Annotated in this window: 17 protein-coding genes and 1 tRNA gene; 12 read left to right on the top strand and 6 right to left on the bottom strand. The window is 56.2% G+C overall.

Annotated elements, in window-relative coordinates; translation table 11 throughout:
- The first annotated feature begins 20 nt into the window (after positions 1-20).
- Together ilvC and IFT84_RS09525 are read left to right on the top strand one after the other, a co-directional pair.
- On the top strand, positions 21-1040 hold the full coding sequence (gene ilvC / locus IFT84_RS09530; protein ID WP_192118713.1) for a ketol-acid reductoisomerase: 1020 nt from the start codon (positions 21-23) through the stop codon (positions 1038-1040).
- Between the two features lie 174 nt (positions 1041-1214).
- Positions 1215-2438 carry an aminotransferase-like domain-containing protein gene (locus tag IFT84_RS09525; protein WP_192118711.1) on the top strand — a complete coding sequence of 408 codons (1224 nt, stop codon included), beginning with the start codon at positions 1215-1217 and terminating at the stop codon, positions 2436-2438.
- A 132-nt stretch (positions 2439-2570) separates the two neighbouring features.
- On the opposite strand, the gene IFT84_RS09520 is transcribed toward IFT84_RS09525, so the two are convergent.
- Positions 2571-3626, bottom strand: a complete 1056-nt coding sequence (locus IFT84_RS09520; RefSeq protein WP_192118708.1) for an aldo/keto reductase — start codon at positions 3624-3626, stop codon at positions 2571-2573.
- A 131-nt stretch (positions 3627-3757) separates the two neighbouring features.
- On the opposite strand from IFT84_RS09520, the gene IFT84_RS09515 reads away from it, so the two are divergent.
- The 3 genes from IFT84_RS09515 to IFT84_RS09505 are packed head-to-tail and all read left to right on the top strand — an operon-like array spanning position 3758 to position 6557.
- Positions 3758-4864 (top strand): endonuclease/exonuclease/phosphatase family protein, encoded by a 1107-nt coding sequence (locus IFT84_RS09515; protein WP_192118706.1) that lies wholly within the window; start codon positions 3758-3760, stop codon positions 4862-4864.
- Positions 4861-5616 (top strand): NUDIX hydrolase, encoded by a 756-nt coding sequence (locus tag IFT84_RS09510; protein WP_192118705.1) that lies wholly within the window; start codon positions 4861-4863, stop codon positions 5614-5616. The genes IFT84_RS09515 and IFT84_RS09510 overlap by 4 nt, the downstream gene beginning before the upstream one ends.
- Positions 5617-5633: 17 nt before the next feature.
- On the top strand, positions 5634-6557 hold the full coding sequence (locus IFT84_RS09505) for a PhzF family phenazine biosynthesis isomerase (RefSeq protein ID WP_192118703.1): 924 nt from the start codon (positions 5634-5636) through the stop codon (positions 6555-6557).
- A 62-nt stretch (positions 6558-6619) separates the two neighbouring features.
- Here the strand turns inward: IFT84_RS09505 and IFT84_RS09500 are convergent.
- Both IFT84_RS09500 and IFT84_RS09495 read right to left on the bottom strand, forming a co-directional pair.
- Positions 6620-6695 (bottom strand) — tRNA-Lys (locus IFT84_RS09500).
- Between the two features lie 136 nt (positions 6696-6831).
- Positions 6832-7875 carry a zinc-dependent alcohol dehydrogenase family protein gene (locus tag IFT84_RS09495; protein ID WP_192118701.1) on the bottom strand — a complete coding sequence of 348 codons (1044 nt, stop codon included), beginning with the start codon at positions 7873-7875 and terminating at the stop codon, positions 6832-6834.
- Between the two features lie 382 nt (positions 7876-8257).
- Here IFT84_RS09495 and IFT84_RS09490 point away from each other — a divergent pair, with 382 nt between their 5' ends.
- Both IFT84_RS09490 and IFT84_RS09485 read left to right on the top strand, forming a co-directional pair.
- Entirely contained in the window at positions 8258-8515 is a 258-nt protein-coding gene (locus IFT84_RS09490) for a DUF2171 domain-containing protein (protein WP_192118699.1), read from the top strand.
- A 184-nt stretch (positions 8516-8699) separates the two neighbouring features.
- Positions 8700-10472 carry an SLC13 family permease gene (locus IFT84_RS09485; protein WP_192118697.1) on the top strand — a complete coding sequence of 591 codons (1773 nt, stop codon included), beginning with the start codon at positions 8700-8702 and terminating at the stop codon, positions 10470-10472.
- A 153-nt stretch (positions 10473-10625) separates the two neighbouring features.
- Here the strand turns inward: IFT84_RS09485 and IFT84_RS09480 are convergent, their stop codons facing one another.
- The gene (locus IFT84_RS09480; RefSeq protein WP_192118695.1) at positions 10626-10847 is read right to left on the bottom strand and encodes a hypothetical protein; all 222 of its coding nucleotides are present in this window, start codon (positions 10845-10847) and stop codon (positions 10626-10628) included.
- A 259-nt stretch (positions 10848-11106) separates the two neighbouring features.
- On the opposite strand from IFT84_RS09480, the gene IFT84_RS09475 reads away from it, so the two are divergent.
- The 4 genes from IFT84_RS09475 (at position 11107) to IFT84_RS09460 (ending at position 18764) form a co-directional block, all read left to right on the top strand.
- The gene (locus tag IFT84_RS09475) at positions 11107-13641 is read left to right on the top strand and encodes a mechanosensitive ion channel family protein (protein ID WP_192118693.1); all 2535 of its coding nucleotides are present in this window, start codon (positions 11107-11109) and stop codon (positions 13639-13641) included.
- Positions 13642-13839: 198 nt separating this feature from the next.
- The gene (locus tag IFT84_RS09470; RefSeq protein ID WP_192118691.1) at positions 13840-16353 is read left to right on the top strand and encodes a GcvT family protein; all 2514 of its coding nucleotides are present in this window, start codon (positions 13840-13842) and stop codon (positions 16351-16353) included.
- A gap of 162 nt (positions 16354-16515) precedes the next feature.
- Entirely contained in the window at positions 16516-17349 is an 834-nt protein-coding gene (locus IFT84_RS09465) for a response regulator (RefSeq protein ID WP_192118688.1), read from the top strand.
- A gap of 83 nt (positions 17350-17432) precedes the next feature.
- Positions 17433-18764 (top strand): GGDEF domain-containing response regulator, encoded by a 1332-nt coding sequence (locus IFT84_RS09460; protein ID WP_192118686.1) that lies wholly within the window; start codon positions 17433-17435, stop codon positions 18762-18764.
- A 149-nt stretch (positions 18765-18913) separates the two neighbouring features.
- Here the strand turns inward: IFT84_RS09460 and IFT84_RS09455 are convergent, their stop codons facing one another.
- Positions 18914-19933, bottom strand: coding sequence for a GlxA family transcriptional regulator (locus IFT84_RS09455; RefSeq protein WP_192118684.1), 1020 nt, complete (start codon positions 19931-19933; stop codon positions 18914-18916).
- A 523-nt stretch (positions 19934-20456) separates the two neighbouring features.
- On the bottom strand, positions 20457-20588 hold the full coding sequence (locus tag IFT84_RS21610; protein ID WP_274603597.1) for a hypothetical protein: 132 nt from the start codon (positions 20586-20588) through the stop codon (positions 20457-20459).
- A gap of 98 nt (positions 20589-20686) precedes the next feature.
- Here IFT84_RS21610 and IFT84_RS09450 point away from each other — a divergent pair, with 98 nt between their 5' ends.
- A complete protein-coding gene (locus IFT84_RS09450; protein ID WP_192118682.1) occupies positions 20687-21577 on the top strand; it encodes a LysR substrate-binding domain-containing protein in 891 nt (296 codons plus the stop codon).
- The last annotated feature ends 27 nt before the right edge of the window (positions 21578-21604 follow it).

Below are 21604 nucleotides of genomic sequence, written 5' to 3'. Positions count from 1 at the left end.
AGCACTTAAGGGAGATACCTATGCGCGTTTACTACGATCAGGATGCTGATCTCAATCTCATCAAGTCGAAGAATGTTGCTATCATCGGTTACGGTTCGCAAGGGCGCGCGCATGCGCTGAACCTGAAGGATTCCGGCGCTGGCAACATTGCTATTGCCCTGAAGGCTGGCTCCAGCACCATCAAGAAGGCCGAGGCCGATGGCTTCAAGGTCATGACCGTTGCCGAAGCTGCCGCCTGGGCAGACCTGATGATGATGGCGACCCCTGATGAACTTCAGGCTGATATTTACCGCGACGAAATTGCGGGCAACATCCGCGATGGCGCAGCTATCGCATTCGCGCACGGCCTGAACGTTCACTTTGGCCTGATCGAACCCAAGAAATCCGTCGACGTTGTCATGATTGCGCCAAAGGGCCCCGGCCATACGGTGCGCGGCGAATACCAGAAGGGTGGCGGCGTTCCCTGCCTCGTTGCTGTGCATCAGGATGCCTCCGGCAACGCGCTGGATCTCGCTCTGTCCTACGCCTGCGGCGTTGGTGGCGGTCGCTCGGGCATTATCGAAACCAACTTCAAGGAAGAGTGCGAAACCGATCTGTTCGGCGAGCAGGTCGTTCTGTGCGGCGGTCTGGTTGAACTGATCCGCGCCGGTTTCGAAACGCTCGTCGAAGGCGGTTATGCGCCTGAAATGGCATACTTCGAGTGCTTGCACGAAGTGAAGCTGATCGTGGACCTGATCTACGAAGGTGGCATTGCCAACATGAACTACTCCATCTCCAACACGGCGGAGTGGGGCGAGTACGTGACAGGCCCACGCATCATCACTGCTGAAACAAAGGCTGAAATGAAGCGCGTTCTGCACGACATTCAGACCGGCAAGTTCACCTCCGACTGGATGCAGGAATACCGTTCCGGCGCTGCTCGCTTCAAGGGTATCCGCCGCATGAACGATACGCACCAGATTGAAGAAGTCGGCACCAAGCTGCGTGGCATGATGCCATGGATTGGCAAGAACAAGCTGGTCGACAAGGACAAGAACTAATCCTCATTGCGAACAACCGATTCAAAGTCATTGATTGCACGAACTCATCCGACGCGCACGCCGCGTCGGATATATCCGAAATCAACGCGATGATGCTTTCATTTGCCATATTTTGGAATATAGGTCAGTCATGCTGACCTACGCTGATGCGTGATAAATATCCGGGAGTACCCCATGTTGGACTGGCAGGCTGTATACGCAACACGCGCTTCGCGCATGAAGGCGTCGGAAATTCGTGAGCTTCTCAAGCTTCTTGACCAGCCGGATATTATTTCGTTTGCAGGCGGCATTCCGGATCCCGCGCTGTTTCCAAAGGAAGCCTTTCGGGCTGCCTATACGGATGTGCTGACGGGTTCCACAGCCAATGCGGCGCTTCAATATTCCGTCAGCGAAGGCTATTTGCCGCTGCGTGAATGGTTGGTGGAGCAGATGGGTGCCATCGGCATTGCCTGTCGTCCTGAAAATATCATGATCGTATCCGGCTCGCAGCAGGGGCTGGATTATCTCGGCAAGCTGTTCTTGTCTCCGGGTGATACGGCTTTGGTCACGCGCCCAACCTATCTGGGCGCGCTGCAAGCCTTCAACGCGTATGAGCCCAACTACGATCAACTGGCAATAAACGGCAACCGGACGCCCCAATCCTATGCGGACAACGCGGCTTCCAACGGCGGGCGCGCCAAATTTGCGTATGTAACGGCGGATTTTGGCAATCCCAGCGGGGAAACGATGACACTGGCAGAGCGCGAGCGTCTGCTTGATCTTGCCACGGAGCTGGATATGCCGGTGCTGGAAGACGGGGCCTATCAATCGCTGCGCTACGACGGCGAGGCCATTCCCCCAATCCTCGCGCTTGATCTTGCGCGCAATGGCGGGGAAATCGATGCCACGCGTACCATCTATAGCGGCAGCTTTTCCAAAACGCTGGCCCCCGGTCTGCGCACGGGTTGGCTGTGCGCGTCCGAGGCGGTCATTTCAAAACTCGTGCTGATGAAACAGGCCGCAGACCTGCATTCATCCACTATCAACCAGATGGCCATTCATCACGTGGCGACCCATGGCTTTGCGGCGCAAGTGGAAAAAATCCGTGTCGCCTATCGGGAGCGCCGGGATCTTCTGCTGTCGGCCCTTGCCCGTCACATGCCCGCAGGCGTGGAGTGGACGAAGCCGGAAGGTGGCATGTTCATCTGGGTTACACTGCCGGAAAGTATCGATAGCGCAGCATTGCTGGCCGAGGCGGTCAAGACGGTGCGCATTGCATTCGTACCCGGTCAGGCTTTCCATGCGGATGGCACTGGTGCGAATACGCTGCGTCTGAGCTTCTCCTGCGCCAGCGCGCAAGGGATTGAAGAGGGCATGTTGCGCCTCGGCAATCTGATAAGGAAGACGCTGGGGACGTAAGCATACCAGCTTAAGTGTAACCATGTGAGCGGATCCCTGTGCTCATCACAGGAATCCATGCTTCGGTATCTTTGGACGCAGTCGGGTGCAGTAGGCATCTTAGCCTTTAGGAAGCGGCGAGGAATTTCTTCCCTAACCCAAATACGGGCCTAGCAACGATAAATCCGCCTCGCTCAGCCGGTCGCTGGCGGTCTGCAACTGGTGCCAATAGGGATAGAGGATCGGGGGCGCACTGACCTCGTCCAGTCGGCTCCGCTCCTCGTCCGTCAACTTGAGATCGGCAGCGGCAAGGTTGTCGCGGAACTGCTCTTCCGTCCGCCCGCCGATAATGACCGAGGTCACAGCCTTGCGGCCAATCAGCCAGGACAGAGCAACCTGCGCGCCCGATACGCCACGCGCTTGGGCTATATCGACGATAACGTCGACAATTCGCCAAAGGCGTTCCTCATCGCGGATCGGCGGCTCACCCCAGCCAGCCAGTTGGCGTGTGCCTTCCAGCGCATTCCCGTCCCGGCGGTGCTTGCCGGACAGCAGCCCTCCAGCCAGCGGGCTCCAGACCAGCACACCCAGTCCCTGATCGATAGAGATCGGCAGCAACTCATATTCTGCTTCGCGTGCTTCCAGCGTATAGTGGATCTGCTGGCTGACAAAGCGGTGGCGGTGATCGGCAGCACTGATGCCCATGGCCTTCATGATGTGCCAACCGGAATAGTTGGAGCAGCCGATATAGCGCACCTTGCCGTGGTTCACGAGCGTATCGAGCGCGGCCATGGTCTCTTCCAGCGGGGTCTGTCCGTCCCATTCGTGAACCTGATAGAGGTCAATCACGTCCGTCTTCAGACGGCGCAGACTGGCTTCGCATTCCGCAATCAGATGCTTGCGCGACAGGCCGCCCTGATTGGGGCTGTCGCCCATGGAAAAGCGTGCCTTTGTGGCAATCAGCACATCGTTCTTGCGTTTGCCGCCCAGCACATCGCCGATCATCTCTTCCGATGTGCCGAATGAGTAAATATTGGCCGTATCGATAAGGTTAACACCCGCGTCAATGCACATGTCGACATAGCGACGGGTGTCGTCCATCGACACATTGCCGGTTTTGGCAAACACGCCTTTACCGCCAATCGTCATGGTGCCCATGGTGATGGTCGAAACTTTCAGGCCGGAGCGGCCAAGCAAACGATATTCCATAGTCTTCCCCCGGTTTCACGCACTGCGCGTGAGGTAAGAGTAAAGCGGCGGGCTTGGTTTTCAAGTTACCGCCGGTGTGGCTTTCTTTCCAACGCGCTTTAAGTAGACTTCGACAGCAACCGGATTCGCCCATGCCCCTTCGTCTCGCCACGTTCAATATCGAAAATCTTGTCAGCCGCTTCGACTTCTCCGGGTTCAAACATCAGAACAGGCAGGACCGTGTGCTGCGCCTCTATGATGTTGAAAGCAAGGATGAGTATGAGCGGCTGGAGGGCGCACGCGCCGTATCGCTGACAGACGATACCCGCCAGCTTTCTGCGCTCGCGATTGCCGAGTGCGATGCCGATATCCTGTGTTTGCAGGAAGCCGATAATATGGAGGCGCTTGACGCGTTCGAGTATGGCTACCTGTACCGCATGATGGGTGAGGGCTACCGGCATAAGTTTTTGATCGAGGGGAACGATACACGCGGAATCGATGTGGCCGTGATGATGCGCGAAGAGACGCGTGACGGGCAGAAAATTGAGTGCCTCAACGTCACCAGCCATGGTGCACTGAGCTATGAGTATTCCGGCCTGTTTACCGATTCCGTTGCCCTGACAAACCAGCCGCTTGACCGCGTGTTTCGCCGTGACTGCCTTGAACTCGACCTGCGCATCGGTGGCCGTCCGCTGACGCTTTATGTGGTGCATTTCAAATCCATGGGACCGGGACGGGATGGCGCCGATGGCAGGCTGTCCACCATGCCGGTGCGCAGCGCCGAAGCGCTTGCCGTGCGAAGTCTGATCACAAAGCGGTTTGGCGAGGGGATAGGCACAGCTAGTTTCGCCATCTGCGGTGACATGAACGACTATCAGGAACGCATTGAGATTGCAGGCGATAAGCGCAATGGTTACACGTTCACACCCAAAGCGGAAACCATCAGTGCTTTGAACGTTTTAGGCGAAGATAATTTCGCAGACAATATTGTCGGGCGTTTGCCAGAGATGGAACGCTGGACGTTGTTTCATTCCCGTGGCCCGCAGGAGCGCCATCTGTGCCAGCTGGATTACATCTGGCTTTCGCCCGCACTGTCCCGTTTGAATTCAAACACCTTGCCGGAAATCATTCGGGCGGGACAGCCATTTCGCACCCCGTTTCCGCCGGGGCAGGACGTCCCACGCTTCCCGCGCACGGGATGGGATCGCCCGAAAGCCTCCGATCATTGCCCGGTTGTTGTGGAGTTGGAACTGCCATGAGCACACTTTACCCTGAAGGTTTTCCGCCAGAAGGGGAGATCGTTCCCATCTCCTGTGTGGATATCACTGTGCACACGGCACCTCATCCCTTCGTTTCAAAACACGAGTCCGACATCGATACCAATTGGGCGGTTGAAATTGCCGCGAACCCGGCCCTGTTCAACGGCCAGATGGTTCTGCAACATCGGGTCAGTCTGGTGGATGGTGTGCTGCACAGCGACGCCCACCTCGTTTCTTTCGCCAGCTTCATGCTGTGGCGCAAGCTGAGGACGCACGAGGCGCTCCACCTGTTCGGGTTGCCTGTTATTGTGTCGGCAGATGGCAAGGTCATCGCCATCCGCATGGCGGAAACCACGGCAAACCCCGGCAGGGTCTATTGTGCGGCGGGGTCCTTGGATGAAGGCGATGTCCGTCGTGGCAAATGCGATGTGCTCGGCAACATGGCGCGAGAGGTGCGCGAGGAAATCGGGCTTGATCTTGGCTGTGCGGTCGGGCGTAGCGGACTTCATCTTTTGCACAGCGCACGCACCATTACGGTGTTTCAGGTTTACCGTTTTCAGGAAACGGCGAAGGCGCTGCTTGAACAGATCGAGCGGCATCGCGCGCTGACACCGGACCCGGAAGTTGCTGATGTTTTGACAATCAGCGATCCTGATCCCAACCTGCACAATTACCCGGCTTTCATGCCGCCCATCTTGAAATGGCTGTTCGGTCTTGTGGATGCTGGCGAGAATATGCCACTCTGTACGTAGCAACAGGGGAGATAAGCGTGGACAGACGGTACGCAATTTATGATGTGTTCACCGAGGTGAGCCTTGCTGGAAACCCTCTGGCTGTCGTGTTCGATGGGGATGGTCTATCGGACGCGGACATGCTGGCGATCGCCGGGGAATTCAATCTGTCCGAGACGGTTTTCGTCTGTGCGCCCAAGCAACCCGCCCATGTGGCAAGCCTGCGTATCTTTACCATATCGCGTGAATTGCCGTTTGCAGGCCATCCCACAGTCGGCACAGCCGTTGCCTTGGCGGAAGAATCCAGTGCGGATCGAAGCGCGGCGCTCGATCTGGTGCAGGTCATGCAGGAGCAGGTTGGTCCTGTTCGCTGCGCCGTGCGGCTTATGCCCGACGCAGTGTCGTTCGCAGAATTTGATGCGCCTCGCAAATCGAGCCGGTTGAATGCCACACTGGATCATCAGAAGATAGCAGATGCCTTTGGCCTGTCTGCGGCGCAGATCGGATTTGAAAATCACATTCCGTGTCTCTGGTCTGCAGGCGTGCCGTTTGTGCTGATCCCGGTGCATGATCTGGATGCCGTGCAGACCGTCGCGTTCGATCCCGAGCGTTGGCTGCATGTTGCGCCGCTGGCAGAGGGGCATCTCGCCTCGGCCTATGTCTATTGTCGCGGAGGGGTACACCACGCTGCCAGTTTCCACGCACGCATGTTTGCGCCGGAAATGGGATTGACGGAAGATCCCGCAACAGGCTCCGCCGTTGCCGCGCTGTCGGGTGCCATTCATGATTTCGATCAGTTGATTGACGGGCATTATCCACTGATGGTGGAGCAGGGTGTTGAAATGGGCCGCCCGTCCTACATTCACCTGCATCTGGACGTGAAAGGTGGCGAAATCACCGCTGCGCGGATTGGCGGAAGCGCCGTGCGTGTCGCTTCCGGTATACTGAATATAGGTCGTTAAGACCATGAGACAAAACGTAAAAAAGCCCCGGAGGGCTTCTGCATTTCAAACACGGGAAAGATTGGTGGGTGTGCACAGGTTCGAACTGTGGACCCGCTGATTAAGAGTCAGCTGCTCTACCAACTGAGCTACACACCCACTTAAGACCGCCTCGGCGTCTTGAAGCGCGTAATAAGGGTCTTCTCCAATCTTGTCTAGCGGGGAATAGCATTTTTCTGCGAAAAAGTGAAAATAAACAGCGGCGCTTCAACAAGATGCAGCGCCGCTGACGTGGTTACACGAAGCGATCGATGATCGTCAGGCCTGTTTCCGAGGTCGTGCCCATCGCCATCAAAGGTGCAATGGCGTCCGACAGCGAGATATGCCGTGCAATCAGTTTCTGCGGTTCCAGTTTGCCAGACGAAATCATGTTCAGCATTGCACCGTAGCGCCAGGCCTGCATGCCATGGCTGCCGTAGACTTCCAGTTCGTGGGCAATAACTTGCGCCATGGGAATTTGCGGGGTGGTATTGTCCCCCAGCATAAGCCCGACCTGAACATGGCGGCCCCGGCGACGCAGATTGCTGATGGAGTTGAAGCAGGTTTGAGGATGACCGAGCGCATCGACGGACACATGTGCTCCGCCTTTGGTTAGATCACGGATTTCACCCACCACATCCGGCGTTTCAAGGCTGTTGATCGTGGCACATGCTCCAAGAGATAGTGCCAGCGCCAGCTTTCCCGCATCAATGTCAATGGCGATAACGTTGGCCCCAAGTGCGGCGCCAATCATGATCGCGGAAAGGCCAACCCCGCCGCAACCGTGGACAGCCAGCCACTCGCCGCCTTTCAGCCGTCCCTGATCGACGACGGCCCGGAACGATGTTGCGAAACGGCAGCCAAGGCTCGCCGCCGTCGCGTAGTCCATGTCTTCGGGCAAAATGACGAGGTTGCTGTCGGCATATCGAATTTCGACCAGCTCCGCGAAGGAACCCCATTGTGTAAATCCCGGCTGGAACTGCTCTTCGCAGACCTGCTGATTGCCAGATCGGCACTCGCCGCAGTGCCCGCAGCCAGAAACGAAGGGGACAGTAACCCGGTCGCCAAGCTTGAAGCGTCGCACCTCATGGCCGGTCGCCACCACAACGCCAGCAAACTCGTGTCCGGGAACGTGAGGAAGAGAAATGTCGCTGTCATGGCCAACCCAGCCATGCCAGTCACTCCGGCATAGCCCGGTCGCTTTCACGTCAATCACGACGGCATCCGCTGAGGGTGTTGGATCGGGGAGAGTGCGAACGGCGGGCGTCCGGCCGAACTGCTCGTAAGACATGGCTTTCATAGGAAATCCTGAAGTGAACGACGGTCAACCCGTCTAGCACTCCTTCACCCACCAAGCAATGCAGGGGTCTCCAAAGCAAAAAGAGGACGTAAGCCAGAGCCTAAATCCCCTTCAAACAGTCAATGACTTAAGAATTTCGGATCAACGAAGTCCGAAGAAAGACAGTACGGCCAGAACGATCACAACTGCGCCAACAATCCATACAATATTATTCATGTCCCATCTCCAAATTGAATTACGATACGAAAACGGCGGGGCCGGGTTTTTGTTCCACGCTCCTTCCGAATATCTCCCCAGACGTTGGTCGGCGGAAAATGCGTTCCGCGATGCATCCATTTTCGAGTTCGCGCATTTATCCCGTGTATGAACAAGGAGATATGTCATGGTTGATTCAAGCCAGATCAAAGAACATGCTGAAGTAATTGGCGCCGATGGCGTTCATGTCGGTACAGTGGACCGGGTCGTGGGCGACCGCATCAAGCTGACCAAGAAAGACAGCGGCGAGGGCGCCCATGAGGGGCATCACCACTTCATCTCCTTGGGTCTTGTCGCAGACATTGAGGGCGATAAGGTTCGCCTTTCGGCCAACGGCGATGTTGCGGTAACATTTGAGGAGGAAGAAGACGGCAAGTCTTCCTAACGTGCCAATACGCTGAGTTATCAGTCCCAAGGGCCTCGTTGTTGCAACGGGGCCTTTTTTGTATGCGGTTGCGAATGGAAGCGGCAACACTTTTTTGATGTGGCTTATGGTCTGCACTTGAATATCGTACGGCGAATCTGACACAGAGAGCGCTCAAGTAGATTCTTCTATTTCAGGCGTATCGATGACTTTTCAGCAGTGTCTCGCATTCTTCGTCATCGGTGCCATGATGGTGGCCTTTCTTGTTGACCGGTTCCGTTATGATATTGTCGCCTGTTGTGCGTTGATGCTGGGTGTTGCGGTCGGCATTGTCCCGTTCGAAAATGCGTTTGATGGTTTCAGTGACGATATTGTCATTATTGTCGCCAGCGCGCTGATCGTCAGCGCCGGCGTCGCCCGTTCCGGCTTGGTCGATGCGGCCATAGAGCGGTACATGCCGCGCATGGGGTCCGTGCGTGGACAGATGGCGGTGTTGCTGATTGTTGTGACCGTCCTGTCGGCCTTCATTAAAAATATCGGTGCGCTGGCCATCATGATGCCCGTCGCGTTTCAGTTCGCGCGTCGGTCCGGTGTGTCGCCTTCGGTTTTCCTGATGCCCATGGCGTTCGGCTCCCTTCTGGGCGGGTTGATGACGCAAATCGGCACATCCCCCAACATTGTCGTGTCGCGCGTGCGGGCCGAAATGACCGGGGAAAGCTTCACCATGTTCGATTTCACGCCGGTTGGAGCAACACTGGCTGTGGTCGGTATTCTTTTTCTTTTGGTCGCCTATCGGCTGGTCCCGCAGCGCACCGGACAGGCGGCATCCATCGATACCGCAATTGAAATCGGAAATTATGCCTCGGAAGCAACTTTAACACCCACGTCGACTGTCGTCGGCAAGGCATTGAGCGATCTCGTAAAAATAGGGGACGGCAATGCCATCGTCACATCCATCATTCGCGGACAAAGGCGCCTGACGCCCTTCCCGGATGTCAGGCTGGAGGTGGATGACGTTCTGCTGCTGGAAGGGGACTCCGAGGCGCTTGACCGCATCATTTCGCAGGGAAGACTCAAGCTCTCCGGTGATCGTCTGGCGGCCATGGAAAAGAATAGCGCAGATATCGAGGCGGTTGAGGTCGTCATCAGCAGCGAATCCTCTTTATCCGGTACTTCGGCCCAACGCATTGCGTTGTTCAACAATCACAACATCAACCTGTTGGCTGTCAGCCGAAAAGGACAGCGGCTGAAGGACCGTCTTGCCGAAATCACCCTGCAGGCGGGCGATGTTATTGTCTTGCAGGGCGGACGAAAGGAGTTGACCGTATTCTTGCAGGAGTTTGCGTGTCTGCCGCTGGCCCAACGCAAGATCCTGTTGGGTACGGTGCGTCAAGCCTATGTTCCGCTGTTCATTCTGCTGGTTGCCATGGGCAGCACCGCCCTCGGCGTTTTGCCGGTCACCATCGCATTCTTCGCTGCGGCACTGGCGATGGCAGTTTTCAAGATCATCCCGTTGCGCGAGCTGTACCATGCCGTTGACGGCCCTATTCTCGTGATGCTGGCGGCATTGATTCCGGTATCGGACTCGCTGCGCACCTCCGGCGGCACAGATGTTATTGCCGGATGGCTGGGGCAACTGGCATCCAGCCTTCCGCCTTTTGGCGCATTGGTGTTGATCTTATGTGCTGCCATGGCCGTGACGCCGTTTTTGAACAATGCAGCCACGGTGTTGGTAATGGCACCCATTGCGGCCAGTTTTGCATCGTCACTGGGTTTTCGGCCCGAAGCCTTTCTGATGGCCGTGGCGATTGGCGCAGGATGTGATTTCCTCACGCCCATCGGCCACCAGTGCAACACGTTGGTTATGGGCCCGGGTGGATACCGGTTCAGTGATTATCCGCGCCTTGGATTGCCGCTCTCCATGCTGATTATTCTCGTCACTGTGCCACTGCTGATGGTTGTCTGGCCGCTTCGCTGATTGGGCGTTTCGCGTTCTTACAAAACGGCTGCGCACTTGTGCGCGACATGCTTAGAGCGCTATTCGATCTAATTGAATCAGATCGGCGCTCTAAACCATTTATTTGTACGCATAATTTTTTCGATCCTCGCTTCGCTCCGGTCGGATTATGCTTTAGTGGTCGTCGTGAAACAGGCGAATGGCGTCTGCCAGGGCGATTTCGCTGATTGTTCCGCTGCGAAACATCTGGATCAGAGAGGCAGCGGCATTTTCCGCTCGGGTGCTCTCAGGTGGTAAACTTTGCTCAACACAATAACGTTTGAACACCCGCTGAAGCATATTCAGATCCTGCGGGAATATGACTTGGCTCTCCTGCGACTGTAATTGCGCCAACATGACTGGCCCTCCCAAAAGACAGGTTGCGGTGGCATGATCATTGCGAGAAGCACGTAATAGAAGTGACATGACGACAGTCACACCTCTAATGACGGATAGCCTACTCAATTTTAACGAATTGGCAAGCTTTGCGTGCGTGCCCTCGTTTGGTAAATCTGCGCTGAACACGCCACAAATTGGCTTTAACTTGAACTATGGATGACTTGAGTGATCTCGTTATGACGAATCACATGCTGATACATGCACAGGGAATGCGGTTTTGCCTGAATTTCGGACTATCCTACTATCGATCATGCTGCTGGTGTCAGCGTTTGCGCCCTTGGTTGCGGCTGCGCAGGACACGCCGGTCGATCAAAGCACGCAGTTGTCCTCGGCTCCGCTTCAGGCCGTCAAGGCCAAGCTGGACGAAAGCCGTAATCTGCTTGCCAATATCAAGACAAATGTCGACGCCGCCACGAAGGATCAGGACGACGACAGGCTGCTGGAGCTGAAAACCCGAACGGACGAGGTGACACGCACGGTGACGGCCACGATTGCCGGTCCGCGTGCAAGGCTCGACGAGATCAAGGCACGGCTGACGGCGCTCGGTGATGCGCCCGCCAAGGATGCGGCACCGGAAGCGTCAGTTGTGACCGACGAGCGCAATCGTCTGGTTGCCGAGCGCAATGAGATAACCGCATTGATCAGCGATGCGGATGGGCTTTCGGCGGATTCCTCGCAACTGGCCGGTGCCATTACAGCAACGCGGCGCACAATCTTCACACAAACAATTTTCAACCGCACGGCTATCAATGGCGATCTGTTCGTGGAAGCCCGCGCTGCGGGCATTGCCGAGGGTGAAAACTTTCGCAACACCGTTGGTAGTTGGGCCTCCTTCGTGTGGAAGTTCAAACGCCTGTCGCTGTTTGCGGCAGTGTTCATGTCCTTGTGTGCCGCACTGGTGCTGGTGGCAGGTGGCTACCGCATTTTTGCGCCTTTGCTCAAAGAGGATGAGGCGCAGGCAGAGCCGGACTATATCACCCGTCTTTCCGTTGCCTTCTGGTCGACGACGATACCGACAACAGCGGCTGCAGCCTTTTGCGTTGCCACCTACTTTTTCCTGGAGAATTTTAACGTTCTGACCGGCAATCGCATTCCACCCATGTTGTGGCTGACGATGTCGGTGTGTGTTGCTGTCTACTTCGTCTCAAAGCTGACACACGCTGTGCTTGCACCCAAAAACAGTGCGCTTCGTCTGGTCAATGTTTCTGATCGGGGTGCCCGCTTCCTGACCTCGGCCATTATCGCTATGGCCATCGTGAACGGGCTGGATTACCTGCTTGGCGGATTCAGCGAAGTGCTGGGTTCGCCGCTGGTGCTGACCGTGGTCAAGAGCTTCTTTGCCTCCATCATCGTTGGCTTGATTCTGATCATCATCTCGTGGATACGCCCGATGCGTCGTCAGGGAGAGCCGGTGGATGCGCCGGGACGTCGCTGGCCGCGCTTTGTATCCATCGTTCTGATGGGAACGGGGATCGCGTTGATTTCGGCTTCGGTGCTCGGCTATGTTGGCCTTTCCCGTTTCCTTGCCAACCAGATCGTCATTACCAGCGCAATTCTAGTCACCATGTATATCGGCCTGTTGTCCGGTAAGGCAGTAGCAAAGCAAAATGCCTTTGCCGATACCAAGGTTGGTCGAGGCTTGCAGCGCCGCTACAAGCTTGGTCAGGTGCAGATGGATCAGGCTGGTCTCGTCTCCGGGCTCAGCATTTATGTGCTGGTTATGCTGGCAGGCATTCCATTGATCTTGCTGCAGTGGGGCTTTCAGTTTGCCGATATTCGGGCGTGGGGCTTGCAACTCCTCACTGAAATCAAGGTCGGCAGCATCTCGATCTCGCTGATCGGCATTATCGTCGGCATTCTGCTGTTCACGCTTGGCTACTTCGTCACGGGCTGGTTCCAGAAGTGGCTGGACGGCACAGTGATGGCGCGCAGTCAGGTCGATATCGGCGTGCGCAACTCCGTCAAAACCGGAATTGGCTATCTTGGCGTCGGCATAGCCGGTCTGGTGGGCATATCGGCGGCAGGCATCAATCTTTCCAGCCTCGCGCTGGTTGCCGGTGCGCTCTCTTTGGGTATCGGTTTCGGTTTGCAAAACATCGTGTCGAACTTTGTGTCCGGGCTGATCCTGTTGGCCGAGCGCCCATTCAAGGTGGGCGACTGGGTGGTGTCTGGCACGATGGAAGGCATCGTCAAGCGCATTTCCGTCCGCGCGACGGAGATCGAAACGTTTCAGCAGCAGTCGATTATCGTGCCTAACTCGGTCTTTATCAACGGTTCCGTAGGCAACTGGACGCATCGTAACAAGATGGGCCGCTCCGACATTGCTATCTCGGTCACCTATAATAGCGACCCACAGCATGTCATGAAAATTCTGCTCGACATTGCGCAGGGCAATCCGATGGTGCTGAAAAATCCTGAGCCTATGGTCGCGTTTCTTGGCTTTGGCGATTCGACCCTGAATTTCGAACTGCGGGTGTATCTGCCCGATATTCTCAAGGGGATGCGGGTGCGCAATGATTTGCGTGTCGCAATCTTCAAACGTTTTGTCGATGAGAAGATTCAGCCGTTCTACGAGCATGACAACCCGCTTCTGGAAAGTGAAGACGAGGTTGTGGCGGAGGGTGGAGACCCCGCGCCTGTCAGCAGCGAGGATGAACGCCTGTCGCCTGCTGCAAAAGCCCAGATCGATCAGGCGGCAGGGCGTGCCAGAGCCAATACCGCCCCCGCTGCGCCTGAAAAAACAAAGGCCTGATTGTCCTCGTAAGCCCTGCCTGCTGAAAGATTGGGGCAGGGGTGAATGCCTTCAGAAATATGGTCGCGCCCTTGACCCGGCATGTCGCAAACAGGCGGCAAGCCGTTCCGTGCCGGTTGCATAGTAGCGGCATCGAACATGGCAGTTGGTGTGCTCCCGTAGCCCATCGAGAAAGCCGGTCTCATAGGGGAATGACTGATGAAGACACATGCACGGGCGGTGGTGATTGGCGGCGGTGTCGTCGGCGTGTCCACCCTGTACCATCTGGCAAAAAAAGGCTGGGACGACGCCATTCTGATCGAGCGCAAGGAGCTGACGTCCGGTTCTACATGGCATGCTGCGGGCCTTTTGCCCTTGTTCAATATGAGTTACTCGGTCGGCCAGATCCATAAATATTCCGTGCGTTTTTATCAGGAGTTGCAGCAGGAAACCGGCATGAATGTCGGTTTTAGCAAGGTCTCGAACATCCGCATCGCCCGTACGAAAGATCGTTGGGACGAATATATGTACTACGCCGGCGTTGCCGAAACGCTTGGCGTTACGGTCAATATTCTAACGCCGGAGCAGTTGAAGGAAATCTGGCCGCTCTGTGAGATCGATGGTGTGCTGGGTGCTATTCAGCATCCGGAAGATGGCTATATCCAGCCTGCGGATTTGACGCAGGCTTTGGCAAAAGGTGCGCGTGATTTTGGTGCAACCATCTATCGCAACACCACGGTGCTGGCCATTGAGCGGCAGGCCGATGATACGTGGCTGGTGAAGACCGATAAGGGGGATGTCGTCACCGAAAACGTCATTAGCTGTACCGGGAACTTTGCCCGCAAGACGGGCGACATGGTGGGCCTTAACATTCCCGTCATTCCGGTTGAGCACCAATATATCGTGACCGAGCCGCACCCGGCTGTGCTGGAGCGCAAGGCCAAGGGCCTACCGGAAATGGGCGTGCTGCGCGAATCCGATTCCTCCTGGTATATGCGCGAGGAAAACGGCGGCTTGCTGCTTGGCCCATACGAGCATGGAGCCCCGGTCTGCTATGTGGACGGCCCTTCGGACGAAAGCGAATACGAGCTGTTTCAGGAGGACCTCGACCGCCTGATGCCGCACATCGAAACCGCCATCACCCGCGTACCGGCTTTCGGCGAAGTCGGCATCAAAAAGGTTTACAACGGTGCCATCGCCTACACGCCGGATGGCAGCCCGATCATTGGGCCCGCGCCGGGGCTGAAGGGCTTCTGGCTGAACGAAGGCCACTCATTCGGTATTACCGCCGCTGGTGGTGCTGGCTGGCAGCTTGCGGAATGGATCGTGGATGGCGAGCCGACTGTTGATATGATGGGCGTTGATCCCCGCCGCTTCGGCCCCTACGCCAAGGAGGGCTACCTGATTGAAAAGAATGAGGAGGCCTATGCCAACGTCTTTACCATGCACTACCCGGATGAGGAGCGGGCCGGTGCGCGTCCGCTGAAAACCACGCCTGTTTACGACCGTCTCAAGAAGCTTGGCGCGGTGTTTGGCTGCGTCTATGGCTGGGAGCGTCCCAACTGGTACGCGCCAGAGGGTTACTCCGTTCCAGCAGACGAATTGGGTATGGAAGTGGAGGTGCTGACCGCCCACAACCATGCGCCCCCGCTGGAAGATGGCCGTATCGTGGAAAAATGGTCGTTCCGTCGCTCCAACTACTTTGAACATGTCGGCAACGAGGTGACGAACGTCACGACAAATGCCGGTATTCTAGATATGTCGGCATTTGCCAAGATGGAGATTTCTGGACCCGGAGCGCGGGCCTGGCTGGAATCCATTCTGGCTAACACGCTGCCCAAGAAGCGTGGACGTGTGGCGCTCTGCCACTTGCTGACGAAACACGGCGGTGTGCGTTCAGAATTCACCGTGTACGAGTGGGCACCGGACCGCTTCTACCTCGTTTCTGCCGGTGCCTACGAGGCCCATGACCACGACTATCTGCGCAAGCTGGCCCCTGCCGATGGCTCGGTCCGGTTGCAGCAGATTACGGAGCGGCTGGGCGTGTTGGTTCTGGCGGGGCCGCGTTCCCGCGATATCCTTAAAAAACTCACGCGCACCAGCCTTGAGAACAAGGATTTCCCGTGGTTGTCGGGCAAGGAGATTTCCGTCGGTGCGGCGTCTGCCCATGCGCTGCGCGTGAACTTTGTCGGCGAGCTGGGTTGGGAACTGCACCACCCCATAGAAATGCAGAGCTATATTTTCGACAGGCTCATGGAGGCGGGTGCCGAGTTTGGCCTGAAACCGTTCGGCATTCGCGCCATGGTCGCCATGGCGGTGGAAAAATCCTACCGTCTGATTCCGAGGGAAATGTCGATTGAATACAACGCCTACGAATCGGGACTGGATCGCTTCCTGAAGCCTGAGAAGGATTTTATCGGCCGTGATGCGCTGGTGGCGTACAAGGACAAGGGCCTGCGCTGGAATTTCGTAACGCTGATTGTGGACGATGTCCGCGACTGCGATCCCAGAGGATCGGAGGCAATTTACGATCTGAATGGCGCACTCATTGGACGAGTGACCAACGGTTCTTTCGGTTATCGCATCGGCAAAACGGTTGCGCTGGCGATGGTAAACCCGGACTTTGCCGCGGGGGGAACGCGGATGCAGATCAAGGTTCTGGGCTCGTTGCTCCCAGCAACGGTGGTTGAGGAAAGCCCGTTCGATCCGCAGAACACGGCACTGCGCGCGTGACAAACAGGTGCCGGTTCGTCCGGCACCTCTTCACTCAACGCGGCAGGTAAAATGCCAGAAATGCCTTAAGTCCACAATTCCACTCACTTTTTCGTTGCATTAACTGCTAAGAAAATATTTGCTTATAAAGATTGGGCATCCGTTTTAATCTTTGGGCACAGAATGTCTTTTTTTGGCGTATCCGGTATGTACTATTCCGGCCAATCCTTGCAGAACTATCGCATTGTACTGGCCGAGGACTCAAATCTCTTCGCGTCCATGGTGTCGCAGCGCCTCAAAGAACTTCTCGATATCGATGTTATCGTCTGCCGGGATTTCGAGGAGTTGCAGTTCGCGGTGGAAAACGCGTCCTTCCCCGCCGCCCTTGCCATTTCCAACGTCAACCTGCCGGGGGCCGAAAAAGGCGAGGCGCTGGGTTACCTCACGGATATGAGCGTGCCAACCATCGTGTTTACCGGCACATTCTCGGAAAACACGCGCAACTCGCTGCTTGCCAGAGACATTGTCGATTATGTAACGAAGGACAGCATTCTGGCGGTCGATCTGTTGGCGGAGGGCGTCTGCCGCTTTCTCACCAACCATCGCCACCATGTCATGATTGTCGATGATAGCCCGACAGCGCGGGCCGTGCTGACCTCGCAGCTCAAGCGCTATAATTTTCAGACGTCAGCGGCAAAAGGCGGGCTGGATGCCCTTCGCCTGCTTCAGGACAGCCCGGATATAGGCTTGGTCATTACCGACTACAACATGCCGGATATGGATGGTTTCGAGCTGACGCGGCGTATCCGCGCCACCCATGGACCGCATCAGTTGCGCATCATCGGTGTGTCGTCGTCCACCAACCGGCTGTTGTCTGCCCGGTTCCTGAAAGCAGGCGGAAACGATTTTTTGCTGCGTCCCTTCATCAACGAAGAATTCTACTGCCGCGTCAACCAGAACCTCGACACCCTCACCAAAATCAAACTGTTGACGATGCAGGGAACGGTATCCGCCTGATGGTATCTGGTGGTTTTCAGTAGTCTTTTTTAAGTTATTATGTGCTAATAAAACCTATCGGCTTACGCATAAAGGAGCGGGCAATGAAGTTCAGAGGCCGCCCACGCACGGGTTATGCCCCCAGACATGCGGGAACGAAAATTTTGCTGGTGGAGGATTCCAGCACGTTCACCGCCGCCGCGTCCCAGGCGCTCGGGGAGGCGCTGGGCGCCGACATCCAGCACTGTTCGTCGCTGGCGCAGGTGCAGGACCTCATTGAAACAAAGGGTCGTGCGTTTGCGCTGGCGGTGGTCGATCTCAACGGGCCGGATGCACCCGATGGTGAAGTTCTGGCCTACCTGCAGAAGCGGGGTGTCGCCACGGTTGTTTTTACAGCCGCGTTCAATGACGAAACCGAGGAGCAGATGCTGGCGAGACGTGTCGCCGGCTACGTCTCCAAATGCGGGGCGGAGGCGCTGGATGAGTTGTGTGCGAGGGTGGATCAGGTGTTGACGATGATGGATGCGCGCGTCCTGATTCTGTCACGGGACGGCCAGATGCTGGACATGCTCGATGATCTGCTGGCAGCCAATGGTTGCCAGGTCGTGGTGGCGGAGGACGGAGCCGATGCCTTGACCCTGCTGGATGAGGGTCTGGAGATAGACGTTGCCGTGGTTGACATCGGGGCTGCGGGCGAAAGCGCATTCTGGCTTTTGCAGCAGATCCACGCACGCTGCGGGGAGGACAGTGTGCGACTGTTCGGACTTTCGACACAGGCGCATAAAACTGTCGGGCCACGTTTCATGCGGTCCGGTGGTGATGATTTCATGAGTGTACCATTCATAACCGACGAGTTCCTAAGTCGTGTCGGTGCTCTGGTTCGATTGCAAAAACGCATGACGGCGCTCAAAGATCTGGCATCGATGGACTATCTCACCAGTCTGCCCAACCGTCGTCACTTCTTTGAAAACGGGCCGCGTATGATCGAGCACGCCGTTCGGCGTGGTCAGAATTCGTGCATCGCCATCGCAGATATCGACCATTTCAAGCGGTTGAACGACACCTATGGCCACGAGGTTGGCGATATTGTCCTGCGTGACGTTGCTGTCTGCCTGAAGGCCTGCATCGGCAAGCCGCATTTGCTGGCCCGTCTCGGCGGCGAGGAGTTCGGAATCCTGTTTTCCAACTGCGATATCGGCGAGGCCACTGGCATTTGCGAAGCGGTTCGCAAGCGGATTGCAAGTGCCGCTATCGAGGCAGATGGCGAAACCATTTCTCTGACAATATCCATCGGGTTGGCCGCCATCCAGGGTGGTGAGACCTTCGATAACTATTTGAACGCGGCAGACCAGTTCCTCTACATGGCCAAACATGCCGGGCGCGATCAGGTCATGTCGGAATACCAGCTGATCCGGGCTATCGCGAGTTCCGCTTAGTCGGTTGAAAGCGTCGCCGATGGTTAGAGCATTTCCGGCGAACACGGGTTCACCGGAAATGCTCTAAATCCTTTATTTGTCGCATTGTCCAGACGTGAAAACGACTCCGTTTTCACTGGAAATGCTTTAGCATCGGCGACAGCTGTCGTTCAACGCATCCCCGCCGACATCATGGCAGCCACAGCGGGCTTGCGCTCCGCCCGCTCCTGTTGTGGCGAACGCTGGTAGAGTTCGCGATAACACTTGGAAAAGTGAGACGCAGACACAAATCCACAGGCGACCGCTACTTCAACCACGGGCATGGACGATTGCACAAGCAAATGACGCGCCCGGTCCAAACGGATTTCCAGATAATAGCGCGCAGGCGAGCGCCCCATTTCGTGGCGAAACAACCGCTCGATCTGCCGTCGGGAGAGACCGGCACTATCGGCAATATCGATGAGGGATAGCGGTTCCGACAAGCTTCCTTCCATCAGTTCAATGATGGACAGAACTTTGGGGTTCTGCACGCCGAGACGGGCCCTCAAAGGCAGACGCTGGCGATCATGGGGGCCACGAACGCGGTCCGTCAACGCCTGTTCGCACACACGGTTGACGAGGTTTTCACCAAAATCCTGGTCGATCAGGTTCAGCATCATATCCAGTGACGCGGTGCCGCCTGCGCAGGTGTAGATATTGCTGTCGATTTCATAGAGATCGGCATAGACATCGGCTTGCGGGAAAGCTTCTGCAAAGCCCGGCAAGTTTTCCCAGTGGATCGCACAGCGCTTGCCAGACAGAAGACCTGCCTGCGCCAGCACATGTGCGCCGGTACAGAGACTACCGACGGCGACACCGCGATTATAAACCTCACGCAGCCAGGCATTGACCGATTTGTTGTTGAACTCCTCCACATAAACACCGGAACAGACGAGAACCATGGAGGGGCGGTTCTCGCCGCCAAGACACTTTCGTTCCTCTGCGAGCGAGGTGTTGACCTCGGTTGCTATGCCGGAGGAAGCAAACACTTTCGTGCCGTCCGTCGAGGACAGACGCCACGTATACGCATCATACCCCAGCATCCGATTTGCAATCCGCAGCGTTTCAATTGCGGCTGCAAAAGGCAGCATGGAAAAGTTCGGCACGAGAAAAAAAACGATAGATCGCTTTTTGGACATTGGCAGGTTCATGACAGGGTTCCATACGCTGCAGACCGTCCATTTGTCCGTTGCGGAGAGGACAGCCGCTTATACGAAAGCGACATTGACATGATTGTCCGCGACCGCAAGCAAATAATTCTTAAGCTATTTCAAAATTTACAATTCGCAATTCCGGGCTTGGGCATGAAGGGGCTGTAAACTGCTACAGCCGCAGCCCCCGATTGTGGATTTTGCCATGCTCGGTAGCACTTAAAATTGCAGGGGATACCGGGTATCCGATGTCCTTCAACACCCCGTGGGGCAGAGATTCGAGTTCGCGTACATCGCGTCTTCTCTGCAGCCAGGCAGGCACAGTTTCAGTCAGCCACGCTACGATCGTTTGGGGGACGTGGACGTGCGGGATCGCCCGTCCGCTGGACGGTTCAAGACTTATCGCTCTCATTGATCTGTTCCTTTTCGCGAGGCCTCATGACCTCTCTTGTGTTGGCATCATGACCCCGGTTGATACTTCAATCAAACGAATATGTTTGATATCAGTCATCACCAAAATTCATCACTTTCTGAGGCCAATATCCTGCTGAATGTCGTAGGCCAGCTTGGCTAGTTCGGCATCCAGATGTTTCCGTTTGGCATCCGCATGGCGAGCCCTTAGCCAACGCTTCAGCGATTTCATAATTTTCGTCATCGGTCGTTCCTCCGTTGACCTTGACTATCGCCCCGGAGCAATGTTCAATCAAACGAAACGATATGGTGTTATAAATCAATTTTGTTGAAGGTGTTGCGATGAATATAGCAATCCGGCAAGCGCTTCCGCTTCTTGATATGGATGTGCTGCGCACATTCGTTGCTATCGCAGAAAGCGGTAATTTTACTCTTGCTGCCGATGTAGTGCTGCGTACGCCATCGGCTGTGTCAATGCAGATCAAGCGTCTTGAAGACCAGTTACAGACGACACTGTTCCTGCGGGATGCACGCTCGGTTTCGCTTACGCCCCATGGCGAGTTGCTGCTAACCTATGCGCGCCGTTTGCTGGCGCTGAACAATGAGGCGGTCTCACGTTTTCTGTTGCCGGACATGAACGGCGTCGTGCGGTTGGGCGCGCCGGACGACATGGTCGAACACATTCTGCCGGAGGTGTTGAAGCGTTTTGCCTGTGACTATCCAAATGTTGCGGTTGACGTAACCGTTGCGAGCAGCGCTGAAATCCGCAGACGCGTTGCTGAAAAGCGTCTGGATATCGGCATATTCAGCACAAGCGAGGGTGATACGGGCGTCGATGGCGAGGTACTGCGAACGGAGCGAATTGTCTGGGTCGGGCATCGGTGCAGCACAGCCCATCTGCGCAAACCTTTGCCGGTATCGCTGTGGGAGGAGGGATGTGTCTGGCGTGCACGGGCAATAGCTGCACTGGAGAATGCTGGCATAGCCTACCGGGTTGCGTTTCTCAGTGCGCACGCAACCGGACAGCATTCGGCGATCCGCGCCGATCTGGCGATTGCCCCGATGGCGGCGTTTCAGGTCCAAGGTGATTTTGTCGCGCTCGGCACTGCTGATGGTTTGCCGGAAATCGGCAGTTTCGATATCTGTATGCGTGTTGCAAATGGTGTCGGCGCTCCTGTTCATGCGGTCGCTGACACCATTCGCGGCACCATCGAACGGATCGACCGTTTTTGACCAAATCGTGTTGAGAGATTGAACTTT

It is taken from the genome of Rhizobium sp. CFBP 8762, from assembly GCF_014841565.1.
Lineage (GTDB): Bacteria > Pseudomonadota > Alphaproteobacteria > Rhizobiales > Rhizobiaceae > CFBP-8762.
This window is presented reverse-complemented; position numbering and strand designations above follow the sequence as displayed.

Excerpts from the sequence above, each read along its gene's own strand:
- IFT84_RS09465 (WP_192118688.1), top strand. The coding sequence starts at position 16,516 with ATGTCTTTTTTTGGCGTATCCGGTATGTACTATTCCGGCCAATCCTTG.
- IFT84_RS09480 (WP_192118695.1), bottom strand. The coding sequence starts at position 10,847 with ATGTTGGCGCAATTACAGTCGCAGGAGAGCCAAGTCATATTCCCGCAG.
- IFT84_RS09455 (WP_192118684.1), bottom strand. The coding sequence starts at position 19,933 with ATGAACCTGCCAATGTCCAAAAAGCGATCTATCGTTTTTTTTCTCGTG.
- IFT84_RS09510 (WP_192118705.1), top strand. The coding sequence starts at position 4,861 with ATGAGCACACTTTACCCTGAAGGTTTTCCGCCAGAAGGGGAGATCGTT.
- IFT84_RS09470 (WP_192118691.1), top strand. The coding sequence starts at position 13,840 with ATGAAGACACATGCACGGGCGGTGGTGATTGGCGGCGGTGTCGTCGGC.
- IFT84_RS09490 (WP_192118699.1), top strand. The coding sequence starts at position 8,258 with ATGGTTGATTCAAGCCAGATCAAAGAACATGCTGAAGTAATTGGCGCC.
- IFT84_RS09515 (WP_192118706.1), top strand. The coding sequence starts at position 3,758 with ATGCCCCTTCGTCTCGCCACGTTCAATATCGAAAATCTTGTCAGCCGC.
- IFT84_RS09450 (WP_192118682.1), top strand. The coding sequence starts at position 20,687 with ATGAATATAGCAATCCGGCAAGCGCTTCCGCTTCTTGATATGGATGTG.
- IFT84_RS09485 (WP_192118697.1), top strand. The coding sequence starts at position 8,700 with ATGACTTTTCAGCAGTGTCTCGCATTCTTCGTCATCGGTGCCATGATG.
- ilvC (WP_192118713.1), top strand. The coding sequence starts at position 21 with ATGCGCGTTTACTACGATCAGGATGCTGATCTCAATCTCATCAAGTCG.
- IFT84_RS09525 (WP_192118711.1), top strand. The coding sequence starts at position 1,215 with ATGTTGGACTGGCAGGCTGTATACGCAACACGCGCTTCGCGCATGAAG.
- IFT84_RS21610 (WP_274603597.1), bottom strand. The coding sequence starts at position 20,588 with ATGACGAAAATTATGAAATCGCTGAAGCGTTGGCTAAGGGCTCGCCAT.
- IFT84_RS09520 (WP_192118708.1), bottom strand. The coding sequence starts at position 3,626 with ATGGAATATCGTTTGCTTGGCCGCTCCGGCCTGAAAGTTTCGACCATC.
- IFT84_RS09495 (WP_192118701.1), bottom strand. The coding sequence starts at position 7,875 with ATGAAAGCCATGTCTTACGAGCAGTTCGGCCGGACGCCCGCCGTTCGC.
- IFT84_RS09460 (WP_192118686.1), top strand. The coding sequence starts at position 17,433 with ATGAAGTTCAGAGGCCGCCCACGCACGGGTTATGCCCCCAGACATGCG.